Here is a 16,896-nt window from a genome sequence, read left to right on the forward strand (position 1 = left end):
TTTGGCTGGACCATGGCAGCCGGTGATCATCCTCGGAGTGTTGCGATCAGAAGGCTCGAAGAGCGCGACCGAACGTGCGAACAGGACAGGAAAGCCCCGCCGGAAACCGATCAGATCGACACCGCCGAATGGAGTGAAAGGTTTCAACCCTTACCGTGCCGGAGCCGGTGTGAACCAGCTCGCGTGGCTGCGGTGCGCACGCTCACCGCGTTCCCACAGGTCATCCAACCCGCGACCCGAGCGTCTGCCCGACCGGCAGTTCTTGCCCGTCGCGCATACGATGTTGCGCATGGAGCAAAGCAATGGTGAGCTGGACAGCCTGGTGCGCAAACGGATCCGTGCCCTGCGGGTCGCCCAGGGCTGGTCGCTGGAGGACCTGGCCGGCCGCGCCCGGCTCAGCCAGTCCACCCTCAGCCGGATCGAGAACGGGCAGCGCCGGCTCGCCCTGGACCAGCTCGTCATCCTCGCCCGCGCCCTGAACACCTCCCTCGACCAACTGGTCGAGACCGACGCCGACGACGTCGTGTCCAACCCGTCGCACGACGCGGCCCACGGCCTGATGCGGTGGCCGATCCGGGCGGACCCCGGCATGACGGTCGTGCGCCAGCGCGTGGTGAGCCCGCCGCCGGACAACCCGGCGCGGATGCGCGCCCACCCCGGCCGCGAGTGGCTGGTCGTGCTCTCCGGCACCGCGGTCCTGCTCCTGGGCAACCGCCGCTTCCGGGTGGAGACCAACCAGGCCGCGGAGTTCCCCACGATGCTCCCCCACGCCCTGGGCGCCGAGGGCGGCCCGTGCGAGGTCCTGGGCATCTTCGACCGCGACGCCCGGCGCGGCCACCAGACCCGCGAGGACGCCGGCGCGGCGCGGTGACTTGCGCGTCCGGCAGCCCCGCCGGCCATCGCCTTGCGCATCCCGGGAGGTCCCGTGCCGAAACCGCACACCGCTCCTAGCGTGGGCGCCATGAACCACGCATCCCCGCACCACACCGCCGCCCAGGCCGACGTCCTCGACCTGGACGCGGAAGTGCTCGCCGAGCACATCGCCTCCATCACCGCGTGGCTGCCCGTCGGGACCGCCCCGCGCCACGCCGTGGACCTGGGCTGCGGCACCGGCACCGGCACGTTCGCCCTGCTCGCGCGCTTCCCCGGAGTCGAGGTGACGGCCGTCGACGCCTCCCCGGACCACCTGCGCCGGCTGCGGGAGAAGGCCGAGGCGGCCGGGGTGGCCGACCGGGTGCGCACCGCGGCGGCCGACCTCGACGCGGAGTGGCCCGACCTGGGTACGCCCGACCTGGTGTGGGCCTCGGCCTCGCTGCACCACCTGGCCGACCCCCGGCGCGCCCTGCGCCGGGTCCGCGACCTGCTGGCACCGGGCGGGCTGCTCGCGGTGGTCGAACTGGCGGGCTTCCCCCGGTTCCTGCCCGCGGACGCCCCGGAGGACCGGCCCGGCCTGGAGGAGCGCTGCCACGCCTCGCTCGCGCACCACCACGCCGAGCACGTGCCCCACCGCGGCGCCGACTGGGGCGCCCTGCTGACCGCCGCCGGGTTCACCGTCGAGGGTGAGCGCACGATCGCCGTGGACCTCGTCGCCGCGGACCTCGGGGCGGCGCGCGCCGAGGCGGTCGGCCGCTACGCGCTCACCAGCCTGACCCGCCTGCGCGACGCCGCCGCCCGGGCGCTCTCCCCCGACGACCTGGCCGCCCTCGACCGGCTGCTCGACACCGACGGCCCCGGGTCGGTCCTGCGCCGCGCCGACCTGGGGGTGCGCACCGAGCGCGCGGTGTGGGCCGCGCGCCGCTGACCCTCACCGGTCCGCCAGCGCGTACTCCCCCGGTCGCCGGGGCTCGTCCGCCCCGACCGACCGGTGGACGAGCCCGGCGACCCACTCGGCCACCGCGTCCGGCCGCGGCACGGCCAGGCCACCGAGGCGCGCCACCACCAGGTCGCGCCCGCCATCCGGGACGCGCCCGCCGTCCACATCGCACCCACCACCCGAGGCGCGCCCGCCGTCGCCCTCGACCACGATCGACCAGCCGTGGCGCTCGTCCCACACCAGCGCCGCGTCGCGGTCCGGGTAGGACGCCACCCGGCCGCCCAGCGCCACGCGCACGCCCACCGGCCGCTCGACCCGCAGCCCCCAGCGGTCGTCGCCGAGCCCCAGCACCGAGGCGACGCACCGCGCGTACCTGCGCAACGCCCGCACCATGGTGTCGTCGAAGTCCAGGTCCACCGAGCCGCCCCCGCCAAGTCCGCGCCCGCCTCGCCGGCGGCCGGGTACCCGGCGCCGACCACCGCCAACCAGCCGGGCAGGTCACCGTTCCGGTCGGTCTCCGGCCATCCGATCACGGCGTATCAACTGGGCCGGATAAGGTAGCCACCCAACGTGACCAGACGGCTAACGCGAGGAAAACACGTCATGCACACCGGCGAGGACGCCTGATCACCATGCGCATCAGCCGCAAGCCCACGGGCGCGAAGTTCTTCGAGCTGTTCACCGAGATCGGCGCGAACATCGGCGCCAGCGTGGAGGTGCTGCGCGAGTTCATGCGCGCACCCGCCGAGCGGCGGCCCGAGCTGGCCGCGCGCATGCACGAGCTGGAGCACGCCGGCGACGAGGCCACGCACGCGATCATCGAGCACCTCGACCGGTCGTTCGTCACCCCGTTCGACCGGGAGGACATCTACCGCCTGGCCGCGAGGCTGGACGACGTGGTGGACCACATGGACGCCGCGGTCGACCTGGCGACCCTCTACCGGGTGGGCGAGCTGCCCCGGGGCGTCGACGCGCAGGTGGACCTGCTGTGCCGGGCGGCCCGGCTCACCGCCGAGGCGATGCCGCACCTGGCCGAGCCGCAGGGGCTGACCGCGTACTGGGTCGAGGTCAACGAGCTGGAGAACGAGGCCGACCAGGTCTACCGGCGGCTGCTCTCGGAGCTGTTCAACGGGCGGTTCGACGCCCTGGAGGTCATGAAGCTCAAGGACGTCGTGGAGGAGCTGGAGGCCGCCGCCGACGCGTTCGAGCACGTGGCCGACGCCGTGCACTCGATCGCGGTCAAGGAATCCTGATGCTCGGCACCGGTTTGGTGCTGGTGGTGGTGCTCGCCCTGGCGTTCGACTTCACCAACGGCTTCCACGACGCGGCCAACGCCATCGCCAGCGCGGTGTCCACCCGGGCGCTCACCCTGCGCGCCGCGCTGGCGCTGGCCGCGGTGATGAACCTGATCGGCGCGCTGCTGGGCACCGGCGTCGCGGTGACCATCGCCTCGGGGCTCATCGACACCCCGGTCGGCGAGGACGCCCTGCACGTGGTCACGGCCGCCCTGGTCGGCGCCATCGCGTGGAACCTGCTCACCTGGTACTTCGGCCTGCCGTCGTCGTCCTCGCACGCGCTGGTGGGCGGCCTGGTCGGTGCCGCGCTGGCCTCGGTCACCACGGTGCACTGGTCGGGCGTGCTGAAGAAGGTCGTCATCCCGATGGTGGTCTCCCCCGTGGTCGGCCTGGTGCTCGGCTACCTGGTGATGACCGCGATCATGTGGATCTTCCGCAACGCCAACGCCCACCGGACCGGCCGGCTGATGCGCCGCGCCCAGGTGGTCTCGGCGGCCAGCCTGGCGCTGGGGCACGGCCTGCAGGACGCGCAGAAGAGCATGGGCATCATCGTCCTGGCCCTGGTGGTCACCGGGCACCAGGACGACTACTCCGTGCCGGTCTGGGTGATCGTGGCGTGCGCGCTGGCGCTGGCGGCGGGCACCTACTCGGGCGGCCTGCGGATCATGCGCACCCTGGGCAGGCGCATCTTCCACCTGACCCCGCCGCACGGCTTCGCCGCCGAGCTGTCCGCGTCCTCGGTGCTGTACCTGACCGCGTTCGCGTTCCACGCGCCGATCTCCACCACGCACGTGATCACCTCCGCGGTGATGGGCGTGGGCGCGACCACCCGCCGCTCCGCCGTGCGCTGGTCGGTGGCCGCCGACATCGCCAAGGGCTGGGTCCTCACCCTGCCCGGTTCGGCCGTCGTCGCCGCGGCCACCTACGGCGTGGTGACGCTCCTGTGAGGACTCCCCCGGGCCTCACGCCCGGCTGAAGGCCGCCCGGAAGCCCTTCGGCACCAGCAGGTTGTGGAACTCGGGCGCGGACCGGTCCGCGCCCGGGGCGGACACCCGGTACCCGCGGGTCAGCCAGAACGCGCCCAGGGTCAGCTGGACCACGCCCAGCTGCGTGCCGACGCACACCCGCGGCCCGGCGCCGAAGGGCAGGTAGGAGTGCTTGCGCGGGGTCCGGTTGGCCAGCCAGCGGTCCGGGTCGAGCACGTCCGCGTCCGGCCACCACCGCGGGTCGCGGTGCAGCAGGTACGGGCTGAACATCACCTGGTCGCCCGGCTCCAGCGCCCACCGCCCCAGCGAGGTCGGCCGGATCGCGGTGCGGCCCATCAGCCAGGTCGGCGGCCAGAGCCGCAGGACCTCCTTGACCACGGCCTCGGCCTGGGGCAGCGCCGACAGGGGCGGCTGGTCCTCGCCGTCCCAGGCCGCCGACTCGGCCGCCACCCGCTCCCACAGGTCGGGTCGGGTGGCGAGGGTGCGGACCAGCCACGTCATCGACGCCGCCGGGACGCCGTAGGCGGCGAGCAGGATGCCGCGGAGCAGGCGCTGGACCTGGAGCTCGGTCAGCTCGGGGTCGCGCGCGGCCAGCAGGACGTCGAGCAGGTCGCGCGGCTCGTCCGGCGCGGGGGCCGAGCGCCTGCGGTGGATGCGCTCGGTGATGGCGTCCAGGGTGGCCTTGCGCGCGAGGCGGAAGCGCTTGATCTTCCGGGACGGGAACCACTCGGGGAACAGCTGGGAGCTGCCGGAGAGCGGTTCGATCGCCGCGGCGTTCTCCGCGACGACCTCCGGCACGCCGTCGGCGTCGGCGCCGAGGCAGAAGTCCGCGGCGGCCCGCCCCGAGTAGGACTTCATCAGCTCCAGCACGTCCACCGGCCGGTCGCCCGCCTCGGCCAGCGTGCGCTCGAACAGGGCGCCCAGCCGGGTGGTGTGCGCGGTGGCCGCGGCGCGGTTGAGGCCGCGCCAGCCCGAGCGCCGCGCGCTCATCCACACCTGCGCGTCGTCCGCGCTGCGCCGGGCGTCGAAACCGGTGGCGACCGCGGAGCTCTCACTGGAGAAGTCGTCGTTGGTGCGGGCGAACAGGTCGTGCACGAGGTCCGGGTCGCGGACCACGATCGTGTGCTCGTCGAACGAGAAGACGTCGCCGTACTCGTCGTGGCAGCGCCGGAGGAAACCCATCCGGTCGCGGTCGTAGTCGATCGTGTTGCCGACGAGCCAACGCCCCGCCGGACCCGGCGGTCGCACCCCGGTGCTGGTCAACGGTTCCCCCACGACACCAAGGCCGGGGCGGGCGCGGGCCCGCCCCGGCGTTCGTTCACTCGGCGATGGCCCAGTACACGTAGAAACCGCCCATCCGGGTCTTCCCCAGCAGGCGAGCGGCGACGTGGCGAAGGTGCTTCATGGTTCCCTCCAACGATTCGAGCCGTGTCCTGCGAACGCCCTCCTCATCATGCACAGCCACCACCGGCTTGTGAACAACTTTCAATGCTGATGGAAATTGAGTAGTATGCGAAATTCCATTTCGTCTGGAATTCGGCGCTCGGAGTACCGGGTGTGCCGGTGATCGCTCACCGGTGCCCGTCCGTCCGTTTCGCCTCCCCGCGCGCCGGGCGCCGCCAGGTCGGCCGAGTTCGACCAGCTCGTCGCCCGGTTCGAGCGCTTCCGGGCGCGACTGTCCACAGAGGAGCTGTGCAACGCCACCGCCGGCGAGGCGGCGCCCCCGGTGTTTTCGATGCCCCAGGGCGGGCCCGACCGCCGCCCTCCCGACCGTCCGGGCAGGACGGTCGCTTCCTCAAGCTCGGGGTGTGGTCGGCCTGTTCGTCGAGGACGTGCAGGACGGCCGGCAGTCCGGTGTGGACGAGCCCCGGGGCACCGCGCAGGGCTGCGAGGAACAGGAAGAGGCGCTGAAGAAGATCTTCGACGGCGTCCGGTCGAGGTCGACGGGCGATAAGGGCGCATGGCGGAAGAGGACATCGAGGCGGGCGGGGTCAAGATCACCACTGGTGAGCCGGCCGCCGTCGACCGCGGCCGGGTGGCACCCGGTGGCGCTGCCGCGGCCACGTCCAGCCGGAGAGCCTGATCGTCGTGGTGGACGCGCTCGTCGGGTTCCTCGACCGCCTGCCGGTCGTGCGGCCCCGGGACGACCGGCTGAGGTCTGCGGCCGGGTCGGGGTCTGCCCGCGAGGGCGGTCGGCGCTACCCCCATGAGCGCCTGCCCGGTTGTGCGGTGCGCGCGGCGGCACCAGCAGGCTGGTAGCCGGGTGACGCACCGCGACCGAGCATGGCGTCGCCGGCCCGCACCGGGAGCCCGGTGGGCAGGAACGGGCACCGGCACGCCCCTGTCCGCGCGCGACGTGCCGGCCGTCCAGCGCGCCGGCGGCAACGCCCGCGTGGTGTCGATGGAGTGGACGGGCCCAAGCGCAACCGCCGGCCCGGTCCTCGGGGGACGTGTGGACCTGGTCGGGTGAAGTTCGCGCCCCCGTCACCCCTTCGGGGGCGGGACGATTTCACCGCGGACGGCGGCCCGTGCCACGGTGTGCGGTCCTGGCCGTCGTGGTGCCCCGGGACGCGACCGGCCGGGCGGGACCACTCCTGAACAGGGCGGTCGCCGCGCGCACCGGGGCAGGGCGCGCGCGGCGACCGCCCCCCGCGGGGAGTTCACGCGGTGGCCCGGGCCAGGCTGAGCCGCCAGGCCGCGGCGCGGGCGGCACGACCCGCTCGGCGACGGCGGGGTGCGAGACCGCGGCGAACAACCGCACCGGCCGGTGGGTGCCGTCCCGTCCCCGGCGCAGGCCGGTGGCCGCGCAGCGCACGACGACGGCGGGTCCGGTGAACGCGGAGGCCGAAATCCGGCGCACGCGCGGACGGCAGCAGCGCCGCGACCTCCCGCTCAACGGCGGCCGACCGTCAGAACACCGGCGGCGCGAGCTCGTCGCGGCAGACGTAGGCGTCCCACTCCGGCGCCACCTCGCGCTCCTCGGGCGAGAGCTTCCTCGGCAGGTCGCCGCTGGGGTCCTTGAAGACCATCGGCGCCCGGTTGACCGCGGCGTCGACGGCGCGCAGCACCGTCCTGAGCGGACCGTTCACGTCGGCGGCGAGGCCGGCCAGGTCCCCGGGCGCCGCGGTGTCCCTGGTCTGGATCGACACCGTCGTGGTGACGTTGGCCTCCTTCATCACCCCGAGGTACTGGAGGTCGGCGGTGTTCCACGCCTGCACGCACGCCTGGTTGTCCCCGTACGGGATCAACCCGAACACCCGCCCGGCCTCGGCGTTCCTGCGCTGGTCGACGAAGTCGTGGAACCGGGTCCGCGCGGTCGCCTCGGCGGGGCGGTCGTCGACCGCCACGTCCACGACCACCTCCGCGCCGAGCGGGGTGGTGGCCGCCGGCCACCGGCAGGTGTGGCTGCCCAGCGACTCCTCCGCGGGCGCCGGCCCGGGCGGTCGGGGGCCGACGACCTGCGGGACCTGCTCGGCCAGCACGCGGCAGATGTTGGGGACCCGCTCGATGACCGGGACGTCCTTGAGGTTGTCGGACGCCTGCCCGACGGTGACGATGGTGCTGATGCCGCACCCGGACACCAGGGCGACGGCGGCGACCAGCGCCGCGGGGATTCGGAGGTCAGAACTCCGCATGGCCGTACTCCTCGCGCAGGAAGAAGCAACCGGGCACGTCCGCGGGGAACTCCTCGCGCTCGAAGACGATCTCCGCCCCCGCGTCGCAGCGCAGGAAGGCGAGCCCGTAGGAGGCCGTCTCCCCGAAGGTGATGTTGAACAGGAAGAACCCGTTGCCCATCATCAGGCGGTGCGACCTGCGGTACCACAGCGCGGGGTCGCGGGCGAGGTCGCGCTGGTAGGCGGCCTGGAAGTCGGCGCCGCCGCCCGGCTTGAGGGTGCCGAGCACGTCGCCGTAGCCGTCCTCGCAGACCGCGACCTCGGCGATCGCGTCCGCCATGCCCGGGGCGAGGTGGAACCGGACGTCGTGCGGGGTGACCCGCTTGAGCCGCGCCGGGTCGCACGTCCAGACCTCCGAGTACCACCCGGCCAGCTCGTCGACCGACGCGAAGTGCCGGCCGAGCGCGGCCATCCCGGTGGTCGCGCCGGTCGCGTACCCGTTGTCCCGCAAGCCCTTGTCGCAGGTCGTGCACGGGTCGGACGGGGGCAGGCAGCCGGTGGCGGCGACCAGCGCGCAGCAGGCGAGCCATCGGGGAAGCGCCATGGGCCGAAGCTAGGACTGGGCCGAACGGCGGTCAACCGGGTTCCCCCGGAATCATCCCCCTAGCCCATCAGGGGGACGGCCGGGGTGCGCCGGCGACGGGGTCTTCCCGGGACGAGCCGAACGGAGTAGAAGTAACCACCCGGTACGTTCAAAGCGGACGGGTAGGGGCTGTGGCGGCACTGCGCGACGGCGACCGTTGTCTGGTCGGCCTGGTCGGCTCGGGCATCGGCACCTCGTTGAGCCCCGCCCTGCACGAGCGCGAGGCCGACGAACTGGGCCTGCGCTGCCTCTACCGCACGCTCGACCTGACCACCCTGGGCCTCCCGGCCGACGCGGTCGGCGACCTCGTCACCGCCGCGCGGCTGACCGGCTACGACGGCCTCAACATCACCCACCCGTGCAAGCAGGTCGTCCTGGACCACCTCGACGCCCTCTCCCCCGAGGCCGCCGCCCTGCGCGCGGTCAACACCGTGGTCTTCACCGGCGGCGAGGCGATCGGCCACAACACCGACCTCTTCGGCTTCGCCCGCAACCTCGCCCTGGGCCTGCCCGATGCCGCGCTCGACCGGGTGGTCCTCCTCGGCGCCGGCGGTGCCGGGGCGGCGGCCGCCCACGCCCTGCTGACCGCGGGCACCGGCACCGTGCACGTCTTCGACGTCGACCCGACCCGCGGCCACGCGCTGGCCGGCTCGCTGCGCGACCGCTTCGGCCGGGACCACGCCGTGGCCGGGCCCCTCGACGACGGTCACGATGCACTGGCACGCGCGTTGCACGACGCGGACGGCCTGGTCAACGCCACACCGGTCGGGATGGCCGCCTACCCGGGCCTGCCGCTGCCCGCCGCCCTGCTCGCACCGCCGCTGTGGGTGGTCGACGTGGTGTACCGGCCGCTGGACACCGAGCTGCTGGTGACCGCGCGCCAGCGGGGCTGCCGGGTCCTCGGCGGCGGTGGCATGGTGGTCTTCCAGGCCGCGGCGGCGTTCCGGCTCTTCACCGGGCGCGAACCCGACCCGGGCCGGATGCTGCGCCACTTCGCGGCGCTCGTCCGGGACGGGTCGGCCGCGCCGGCGGGTTGACCGCGCCGCAGCCCCGGTGGCCGCCGATGCGCCGGACCACCTCGAAGAACACCAGCGAGCCCGGTACGTGCGCGCGGAAGCGGACGAACTCGCCGCGCCCGTTCCGTCCGATGTGGACGAACCCGGTCGGCGGCCGGCTCGTCGCCGGGCGTGCCGGACAGGCGCACCGGGGGCGCGTTCCGGGCTTCCCACCGGCGCCGCCACCGCTAAAGTGGCGGCACAGGTCCGCTGTCCGGGAGGGGCGAGTCGTTGGCCGCACAGGTCCCCGGTGCCGTCCCGGCACGAGTGCCCGCCGACGCGCCGGACCGGACCCGGGACCCCGACCGGACCCGCGCCGACATCCTCGACGTCGCCACCTCCGAGTTCGCGGACAAGGGCTACGCGGGCGCCCGGGTCGACGAGATCGCCGCGCGGACGAGCACCACCAAGCGGATGATCTACTACTACTTCGGCAACAAGGAGCAGCTCTACATCGCGGTGCTGGAGCGCGCCTACACCGGCATCCGGGCCGTCGAGCAGGAGCTGGACGTCGACCACCTCGACCCGGTCGACGCGATCCGGCGGCTGGCCGAGCTGACCTTCGACCACCACGAGTCGCACCCGGACTTCGTCCGGCTGGTCAGCATCGAGAACATCGACCGCGCCGAGCACATCGCCCGCTCCCCCGTGCTGTCCGGCCTGGCCACCCCCGCGGTCGACGTGCTGGCCCGCATCCTGGACCGGGGCCGGGAGGCGGGGGTCTTCCGCGCCGACGCCGACCCGCTCGACGTGCACATGGTGATCAGCGCGTTCTGCGTGTTCCGCACCGCGAACCGGCACACGTTCCACGCGATCTTCCAGCGCGACATGCTCGACCCGGCCCGGCGCGACCACTACCGCGCGCTGCTCGGCGACCTCGTCCTGGCGCACCTGGCCGCCCGCTGATCGACGCCCTTGACAGGGCGACCGCGGTCACCCGACTCTGATTAACCATCCAGTTCGTTCGTGCTCGACCGCTGTCCCGCGCCACCAGGAGCACCCCCGAGGAGCACGCCGGTGACCACGCAACGAGCGGGCAAGCCCCGGCAGGCCGCGGTCGCGGCCTGGATCGGCAGCGCCCTGGAGTACTACGACTTCTTCATCTACGGCACCGCCGCGGCGCTGGTGTTCGGCAAGGTGTTCTTCCCGGCGTCGGACCCGGCCACCGGCACCCTGCTGTCCGTGGCGACCTTCGGCGTCGGCTACGTGGCGCGGCCGGTCGGCGCGTTCCTGCTCGGCCACGTGGGCGACCGCCTCGGGCGCAAGCGGGTCCTGGTGTCCACGCTGCTGCTGATGGGCGTGGCCACCTTCCTCGTCGGCTGCCTGCCGGGCTACGACCGGGCCGGCGTGCTCGCCCCGGTCCTGCTGGTGCTGCTGCGGCTGCTCCAGGGCCTCTCGGCGGCCGGTGAGCAGGCCGGCGCGAACTCGATGACGCTCGAACACGCCCCGGCGCACCGCCGCGCCTACTACACGAGCTTCACGCTCAGCGGCACCCAGGCCGGCCAGATCCTCGCCACCGCGGTGTTCCTGCCCGTGGCCGCGCTGCCCGAGGACGCCCTGCTGTCGTGGGGCTGGCGGGTGCCGTTCTGGGCCGGCGCCCTGGTCGTCGTGGCGGGTTACGCCATCCGGCGCCGGCTCGGCGAGACGCCGGTGTTCGAACGGCAGAAGGCCGCCGGCGGGGTGGCCCGCCTGCCGGTCGCCGTGCTGTTCCGGGAGCACTGGCGCGACGTCCTGCGGGTGGTGGCGGCCGCGCCCGTCGCCTCGGTGAGCACCATCTTCACCGTCTACGCGCTCAGCTACGCGGTGAACACCGCCGGGCTCGACCGGTCGGCCGTGCTGTGGGTCGGCGTGGCGGCCAACGCCGTGGCGCTGGTCGCGCTCCCCCTGTGGGCGACGCTGGCGGACCGGGTGGGCCGCAAACCCGTGTTCATCGCGGGCTCGGCCGGGTGCGCCGCGTTGATCTTCGCCTACCTCGCCGCCGTCGCCGCCGGCGACTACCCGCTGATCTTCCTGGTGGGCGTGCTCCTGTTCGGCGTCGTCTACAGCGCCGCCAACGGCACCTGGCCCGCGTTCTACGGCGAGATGTTCCCCGCCGGGGTCCGGCTGTCCGGCACGGCGATCGGCACCCAGGTCGGTTTCGCCGTCGCCGGTTTCGCGCCCACCACCGCCGCCGCCGTCGCCGGGACGGGGAGCACCGGGTGGGTGCCGGTCGCGGTGCTCACCGCCGGGTTCTGCGCGGTCAACGTCGTCGCGGTGGCGACCGGCCGGGAGACGTCCCGGGTGCCCACCGAGGACCTGGGCGTCCGGGCCGCCGCTCACCAGTAGCCGCGCCGGTGCGGGTGCAGGCGGCGGGACAGGGCCTCCAGGTAGAAGTAGTCGCCCCACAGGGTCCCCTCGTCGACCCCGACGAGCTTGGGCTTGTCGTAGACCCCGTGCAGCAGCAGGGCGTTGGACGTCCGGTCGTGCGCGGTCGAGTAGGAGGTGGCCAGGCTGGTCAGGATGGCGTCGGCGGCGGCGCGGTAGTGCGGCGCGGCCCGCCCGTCGAGGTGGTCGGCCAGCTCGTAGAGGCCGCACGCGGCGATGGCGGCGGCCGAGGAGTCGCGCTCCTCGCCGCTGCCGTCGGTGAACACCAGGTCCCAGTAGGCGACGCGGTCGTCGGGCAGGCGGGACAGGAAGTGGTCGGCGCAGCGCCGGGCCGCGTCGAGGAACGGCTCCTGCCGCGCGTGGCGGTAGCCGAGGGCGAACCCGTAGACGCCCCACGCCTGGCCGCGTGCCCAGCAGGAGCCGTCCTGGTGGCCCTGCTCGGTCGCGCCGCGGAGCGGTTCGCCGGTCTCGGGGTCCCAGTAGTAGGTGTGGAAGGTGGTGCCGTCCGGGCGGATCACGTGCCGCCGCAACTGCTCGGTGTGGCGGACGGCGGCCCGGCGGGGTGCGGGGTCGCCGGTGACCCCGGCCGCCCAGTACAGCAGCGGCAGGTTCATCAGGCTGTCGATGATGGTGCGGCCGCGCTGGAGCGGGTCGGCCAGGTCGCCCCACGCCTGGACGATGCCCGCGGGCTCCAGGAACCGGGTCATGAGGTGGTCGGCGGCCCGGAGGGCGGCGTCGCGGGCGCGTTGGTGGCCCCGCAGCCGCCACGGGGTCACGCAGGACAGGGTGTAGAGGAAGCCCAGGTCGTGGGTGTCCAGGTCGACGCCCCGCAGGACGCGGTCCTCGAAGCTGTCGACCTGCCGCTCGGCGGCGCGCAGCACGGTGTCGTCGCCGGTGGCCTCCCAGACCAGCCACAGCATCCCCGGCCAGAAGCCGGTGGTCCAGCCCGCGTTGGCGCCCTCGGGGCAACCGGCGCGCGGGGTGCGCGGCCGGTAGGTGCCGCCGGTGGTCGTGTCGTCGGGGTACCAGTGGGCGAACTCGGCGACGTTGCCGCGCACGGTCGCCGCGGCGGCGTCCCAGGCCGCGGTCAGGACGTCGGTGGTGGTTGCGGCGCGCTCTGCTTCCGCGGACATGGTTCTCCCTCGGGACGGGTGGCGGGACGGGGAACGCGGGTTCTCAGCGCACCGCGACGGGTCGCGGGTCGTGCTCCCCGGCGCGCAGCGGCCGCAGCGCCGCGTGGCCGCTCACCCAGACCACGTGCAGCACCGGGCCGGTGAGCAGGGCGAGCGCCACGACGGGCAGCGCGGCGACGGCCGCCGCCAGCACCCACAGCGCCGCCAGCGACACCAGGGTGAGGTGGGGGCGGCGGACGGCCAGGAACAGGCAGGCCCCGGCCAGGCGCCGGACCGGCACGTCGGGGTGCTCGACCACGCCCGTCAGCGCCACCAGCGCGGTCGCGGCGGTGAGCACGGCCAGCACCGCGAGCACCGGGGTCGCGACGGCGCCCGCGGGCGTGCCCCAGAAGGCGCGGACGTCCACGGCCAGGACCACCAGGGCGGCGGTCGCGGCACCGGACACGGCCAGGGCCCGGCGGGCGTGCCGGCGCCAGGCGCGCAGGAATCCCCGCACGACCGGCGCGCCCCCGTCCCAGGCGGTGGCCGCGCACACGGCGTGCGCGGCGCAGACGGCCGGGCCCAGGGACGGTGCCGTGAGCACCAGCAGCGGCCAGCTCGTCGCGACCGGGGTGAACAGCAGGACGGCCAGGAACGGCGCGCTCGCGCCCGCGGTGAGCGCACCGGTGACCAGCAGCGCGTAGGCGGTGCCGAAGATCCGGTCATAGGTCTGGTGGGTCACGGCGGTCAGCCCTTCATCCCGCTGGTCGCGATGCCCTGGACGAAGTACCGCTGGCCGAGCAGGAACACCACCGCGACGGGCAGCACGGACAGCACCGAGCCGGTCATGATCAGCGCGTGCTCGGCGTTGTACTCGCTGACGAACGACTTGAGCCCGAGCTGGACGGTCCACAGGTCCGGGTCCCGCAGGTAGATCAGCGGCCCGAGGTAGTCGTTCCAGGTGGTGACGAAGGTCAGCAGCGCCAGGCTCGCCAGGGCGGGCACGGACAGCGGCAGCACGATCCGCAGGTAGATGCCGTACTCGCTGAGGCCGTCGACGCGGGCGGCCTCGCACAGCTCGTCGGGGATGGTGGCGTAGTACTGCCGCATCAGGAACACGCCGAACGCGCCGAACGCCTGGAGGGCGATCACCGCCCAGGGCGTGTCGGTCAGCCCGACCTCGGACATCAGGATGAACTGCGGGATCATGTATGCCTGCCAGGGCACCGCGATCGTGCCGATGTAGAGCACGAACAGCAGGTTGCGGCCGGGGAAGCGGGCCTTGGCGAACCCGTAGGCGGCGAAGCTGCCGGTGAGCAGTTGCAGCGCGGTGACGACCACCGACAGGAACACCGTGTTCTTCAACCACCCCAGCAGGTCCGAGACGCGCCAGATCTCGGCGTAGTTCGCCCACCGCGGCGAGTCCGGGAACCAGCTCACCGGGATGGCGAACACGGCGTTGTCCGCCTTCAGCGACGAGGAGACCATCCAGAAGAACGGCAGCAGCAGCGCGGCCGCCGCCACCACCAGCACGGCGTGGCCGGCGATCCGGCCGGGTCGGGCCCGCCGTCGTGCGGGTGGCGGCGCGGTGGGCTCGGGCGTGGTCCGCGGCACGGTCATCTCAGTCCTCCCTCCTGCGGTTGACGGCGAACTGCACGGCCGTGACCGCCATGCAGAGCCCGAACAGCACGACGGAGACCGCCGAGGCGTAGCCGAACCGGTTCTCCACCAGGCCCTTCTGGTAGATGTACTGGGACAGCACCAGCGTCGACTGCCCCGGCCCGCCGTTGGTCATCACCAGGATCAGGTCGAAGACCTTGAAGCTGCCGATGGTGAGCATGACCGTGACGAAGAACGTCGTGGGGCGCAGGCACGGCAGGGTCACGTTGCGGAAGCGCTGCCAGGCGCCCGCCCCGTCGATGCGCGCCGCCTCGTGCAGCTCCGGCGGCACGGTCTGCAACCCGGCCAGGAACAGCAGCATGTAGTAGCCCATCTCGCGCCAGACGCCGACCAGGATCACCGCGGGCATGGCCCAGTCCGACGACGCGGTCCAGCCGGGCGGGTCGTCCACCCCGAACAGCCCCAAGACCTGGTTGACCGGGCCCGCGTCCTTGCTGAACAGCAGGTTCCACGCGATCGCGATGGCCACGATGGAGGTGACGTAGGGGAAGAACGCCGCGGTGCGGAAGAACGCCGCGCCGCGCAGGCCGCGGTCGAGCAGCAGGGCCAGGGCCAGCGACAGCGCGAGGGTGAGCGGGATGTGCAGCGCGGAGTAGTACAGGGTGTTGAGCAGCGCGCGGTGGAAGCTCGCGTCCCGGGCCAGGCGGGTGAAGTTGTCCAGGCCGACCCAGCGGGCGGTGCCGAAGACGTTCCAGTTGGTGAAGGAGAGGTAGAACAGCGCGACGACCGGGCCCAGGGTGAGCAGGCCGAAGCCGAGGAAGTTCGGCAGGACGAAGGAGACGCCCTGGAGGGACCGGTGCCACCGCTTGCCGCGGTCTCCCCCGGCGCCGCGCGACCCGGCACGGCGTGGCCCGGTGCGGTGCGTCCCGGTGCGGTGCGATCCGGTGCCGCGCGGCCCGGTCTCGCGCGGCCCGCCGACCGTAGTGGTGCTCATCGGCACTGTGCTCCCGCGTTGTTCGGTGGACGTGGGTGGGCGCGGGCCCGGCGGCATCGGGCCCGCGCCCCGGAGGGGTCACCGGGACCCGAGGACCTCGCTGCGCGCCCGGGCGCCGGCCCGGCCCAGTGCCTCGTCCACCGGCGTGCTGCCGGACATGATCGCCGAGTGCGTCTCCTGGAGGATGTTCTGCAGCGCGGCGGTCTCCGGCGAGACGGGGTTCTCCGCGCGGGTGTCGTGCGTGGTGAAGGCGAACCGGGACAGCTCGTCGGCCGGCACGCCCTGGACCGCGAAGTACGCCTGCGCCACCGGCTCGGTGAGCGTGGCGGGCGTGATGCCGATGGAGGCCAGCGCGGTGGCGCCGCCCTCCCCCGCGACGAACGCCAGGAACTCCTTGGCCGCGGCCACCTCGCCCTCGTCGATGGCGGCGTTGATGCCGAGGCCGGTGGGGTCGCCGAAGGTGACGGGCTTGTCCCCGGTCCCGCCGTCCCGCTGCGGCGCGGGGGCGAAGCCCCACTGGAAGGACTGGGCGTCGCCGGACTTCTGCTGGGCGATCAGGGTGGCGACGTACCAGCTGCCCATCAGCATCGTCGCGGCCTGCTGGGTGCCGAACTGCGCCTGGTACTGGAGGGTGTTGGTGGTGGCCGTGCCGTAGTCCACCTGCGCGCCGGCCTCCTGCTGCGCCAGGGCGCGCCGGTAGTAGGGCGCGAGGTAGCCGTAGTCGCCGCTGTCCAGGTCCGCGCCGGGGGTCTGGGCCAGCGCCAGGCCCTGCACGGTGGACTGCCAGACGTGCTGGTAGGCCGCCTTGGCCGGGGAACCCGCCGCCTTGAGGCCCGCGGTGAGGTCGGCCACGGCCCGCTCGTACTGCGCCCACGTCCAGGTGGCGTCGGGCGGGGTCACGCCGGCGGTCGCGAACAGGTCCTTGTTGTAGTAGAGGTACCAGGAGTCCTGCCGGTAGGGCACGGCGTAGGTGACACCGTCCACTTCGTAGTCGCCCAGGCCGTTGACGCCGTCGCCGAGGCCGTGCGCGACGTCGGACACGTCCAGCAGCTGCTCGCCGCTCTGGTAGGTGAAGAAGTTCTTCAGGTTCTTGAGCACGAAGACGTCGGGCCCGCTGCCGGCGGCCAGGTCGGCGGTCAGCTGGGTGTCGTAGTTGGTGGCGTCGTACTCCTTGAACTCCACCTCCACGTCGGGGTTGCGCTCGTGGAACGCCTCGGCGAGCTTCGTGAACTCGGGCGTGGAGTTCAGGCTCCACGCGCTCATCGTCAGGGTGACCGGGCCGCCGCTGTCGGCGGCCTCGTCGCCGCCGCACGCGGTGGCGGTGAGCGCGAGGGCGGTGACGGCGGCCGTGATGGCGGTCCGCCCGGGGTGCCGGTGTCGCATGGTCCTCCACTTCCTGG

At 73.7% G+C, this 16,896-nt stretch carries 16 protein-coding genes; 7 read left to right on the plus strand and 9 right to left on the minus strand.

What is annotated here, in order from left to right; all coding sequences use genetic code 11:
• Positions 1-289 precede the first annotated feature (289 nt).
• Positions 290-871 carry an XRE family transcriptional regulator gene (locus EKG83_RS29695; RefSeq protein ID WP_033430186.1) on the plus strand — a complete coding sequence of 194 codons (582 nt, stop codon included), beginning with the start codon at positions 290-292 and terminating at the stop codon, positions 869-871.
• Positions 872-961: 90 nt separating this feature from the next.
• Positions 962-1,801 (plus strand): class I SAM-dependent methyltransferase, encoded by an 840-nt coding sequence (locus EKG83_RS29700; protein WP_051765455.1) that lies wholly within the window; start codon positions 962-964, stop codon positions 1,799-1,801.
• Between the two features lie 3 nt (positions 1,802-1,804).
• Here EKG83_RS29700 and EKG83_RS29705 read toward each other — a convergent pair whose 3' ends face one another.
• Positions 1,805-2,230, minus strand: coding sequence for a DUF6292 family protein (locus tag EKG83_RS29705; RefSeq protein ID WP_051765406.1), 426 nt, complete (start codon positions 2,228-2,230; stop codon positions 1,805-1,807).
• A gap of 215 nt (positions 2,231-2,445) precedes the next feature.
• Here EKG83_RS29705 and EKG83_RS29710 point away from each other — a divergent pair, with 215 nt between their 5' ends.
• Together EKG83_RS29710 and EKG83_RS29715 are read left to right on the plus strand one after the other, a co-directional pair.
• Positions 2,446-3,066, plus strand: a complete 621-nt coding sequence (locus EKG83_RS29710) for a DUF47 domain-containing protein (RefSeq protein ID WP_033430188.1) — start codon at positions 2,446-2,448, stop codon at positions 3,064-3,066.
• A complete protein-coding gene (locus EKG83_RS29715) occupies positions 3,066-4,055 on the plus strand; it encodes an inorganic phosphate transporter (RefSeq protein ID WP_033430189.1) in 990 nt (329 codons plus the stop codon). The genes EKG83_RS29710 and EKG83_RS29715 overlap by 1 nt, the downstream gene beginning before the upstream one ends.
• Before the next feature lie 15 nt (positions 4,056-4,070).
• Here the strand turns inward: EKG83_RS29715 and EKG83_RS29720 are convergent, their stop codons facing one another.
• From EKG83_RS29720 to EKG83_RS29730, 3 genes are all read right to left on the minus strand, one after another.
• Entirely contained in the window at positions 4,071-5,369 is a 1,299-nt protein-coding gene (locus tag EKG83_RS29720; protein ID WP_228122273.1) for a cytochrome P450, read from the minus strand.
• A gap of 1,634 nt (positions 5,370-7,003) precedes the next feature.
• Complete coding sequence (locus tag EKG83_RS29725) at positions 7,004-7,729, minus strand: hypothetical protein (protein ID WP_033430191.1); 726 nt, start codon at positions 7,727-7,729, stop codon at positions 7,004-7,006.
• Positions 7,716-8,312, minus strand: coding sequence for a hypothetical protein (locus EKG83_RS29730; RefSeq protein WP_033430192.1), 597 nt, complete (start codon positions 8,310-8,312; stop codon positions 7,716-7,718). The genes EKG83_RS29725 and EKG83_RS29730 overlap by 14 nt, the downstream gene beginning before the upstream one ends.
• 170 nt (positions 8,313-8,482) lie before the next feature.
• On the opposite strand from EKG83_RS29730, the gene EKG83_RS29735 reads away from it, so the two are divergent.
• From EKG83_RS29735 to EKG83_RS29745, 3 genes are all read left to right on the plus strand, one after another.
• On the plus strand, positions 8,483-9,388 hold the full coding sequence (locus EKG83_RS29735; protein WP_084716283.1) for a shikimate dehydrogenase: 906 nt from the start codon (positions 8,483-8,485) through the stop codon (positions 9,386-9,388).
• A gap of 249 nt (positions 9,389-9,637) precedes the next feature.
• Complete coding sequence (locus EKG83_RS29740; protein WP_407690735.1) at positions 9,638-10,312, plus strand: TetR/AcrR family transcriptional regulator; 675 nt, start codon at positions 9,638-9,640, stop codon at positions 10,310-10,312.
• Between the two features lie 111 nt (positions 10,313-10,423).
• A complete protein-coding gene (locus EKG83_RS29745) occupies positions 10,424-11,731 on the plus strand; it encodes an MFS transporter (RefSeq protein ID WP_033430194.1) in 1,308 nt (435 codons plus the stop codon).
• Here the strand turns inward: EKG83_RS29745 and EKG83_RS29750 are convergent.
• From EKG83_RS29750 to EKG83_RS29770, 5 genes are all read right to left on the minus strand, one after another.
• Positions 11,722-12,903, minus strand: coding sequence for a glycoside hydrolase family 88 protein (locus EKG83_RS29750; RefSeq protein WP_033430195.1), 1,182 nt, complete (start codon positions 12,901-12,903; stop codon positions 11,722-11,724). The two genes, EKG83_RS29745 and EKG83_RS29750, sit on opposite strands and share 10 nt — an antisense overlap.
• 43 nt (positions 12,904-12,946) lie before the next feature.
• Positions 12,947-13,624, minus strand: a complete 678-nt coding sequence (locus tag EKG83_RS29755; RefSeq protein WP_051765408.1) for a hypothetical protein — start codon at positions 13,622-13,624, stop codon at positions 12,947-12,949.
• A 5-nt stretch (positions 13,625-13,629) separates the two neighbouring features.
• Positions 13,630-14,502: a carbohydrate ABC transporter permease gene (locus EKG83_RS29760; RefSeq protein WP_033430196.1), complete on the minus strand. Its 873-nt coding sequence runs from the start codon at positions 14,500-14,502 to the stop codon at positions 13,630-13,632.
• A 1-nt stretch (position 14,503) separates the two neighbouring features.
• Positions 14,504-15,496, minus strand: coding sequence for a carbohydrate ABC transporter permease (locus tag EKG83_RS29765; RefSeq protein ID WP_084716284.1), 993 nt, complete (start codon positions 15,494-15,496; stop codon positions 14,504-14,506).
• A gap of 78 nt (positions 15,497-15,574) precedes the next feature.
• Entirely contained in the window at positions 15,575-16,879 is a 1,305-nt protein-coding gene (locus EKG83_RS29770) for an ABC transporter substrate-binding protein (RefSeq protein ID WP_033430197.1), read from the minus strand.
• Positions 16,880-16,896: the final 17 nt, after the last annotated feature.

It is taken from the genome of Saccharothrix syringae (assembly GCF_009498035.1).
GTDB lineage: Bacteria > Actinomycetota > Actinomycetes > Mycobacteriales > Pseudonocardiaceae > Actinosynnema > Actinosynnema syringae.

Coding starts and splice junctions, on each gene's coding strand:
- EKG83_RS29725 (WP_033430191.1), bottom strand. CDS start 7,729: ATGCGGAGTTCTGACCTCCGAATCCCCGCGGCGCTGGTCGCCGCCGTC.
- EKG83_RS29700 (WP_051765455.1), top strand. CDS start 962: ATGAACCACGCATCCCCGCACCACACCGCCGCCCAGGCCGACGTCCTC.
- EKG83_RS29750 (WP_033430195.1), bottom strand. CDS start 12,903: ATGTCCGCGGAAGCAGAGCGCGCCGCAACCACCACCGACGTCCTGACC.
- EKG83_RS29765 (WP_084716284.1), bottom strand. CDS start 15,496: ATGAGCACCACTACGGTCGGCGGGCCGCGCGAGACCGGGCCGCGCGGC.
- EKG83_RS29730 (WP_033430192.1), bottom strand. CDS start 8,312: ATGGCGCTTCCCCGATGGCTCGCCTGCTGCGCGCTGGTCGCCGCCACC.
- EKG83_RS29695 (WP_033430186.1), top strand. CDS start 290: ATGGAGCAAAGCAATGGTGAGCTGGACAGCCTGGTGCGCAAACGGATC.
- EKG83_RS29760 (WP_033430196.1), bottom strand. CDS start 14,502: ATGACCGTGCCGCGGACCACGCCCGAGCCCACCGCGCCGCCACCCGCA.
- EKG83_RS29770 (WP_033430197.1), bottom strand. CDS start 16,879: ATGCGACACCGGCACCCCGGGCGGACCGCCATCACGGCCGCCGTCACC.
- EKG83_RS29715 (WP_033430189.1), top strand. CDS start 3,066: ATGCTCGGCACCGGTTTGGTGCTGGTGGTGGTGCTCGCCCTGGCGTTC.
- EKG83_RS29710 (WP_033430188.1), top strand. CDS start 2,446: ATGCGCATCAGCCGCAAGCCCACGGGCGCGAAGTTCTTCGAGCTGTTC.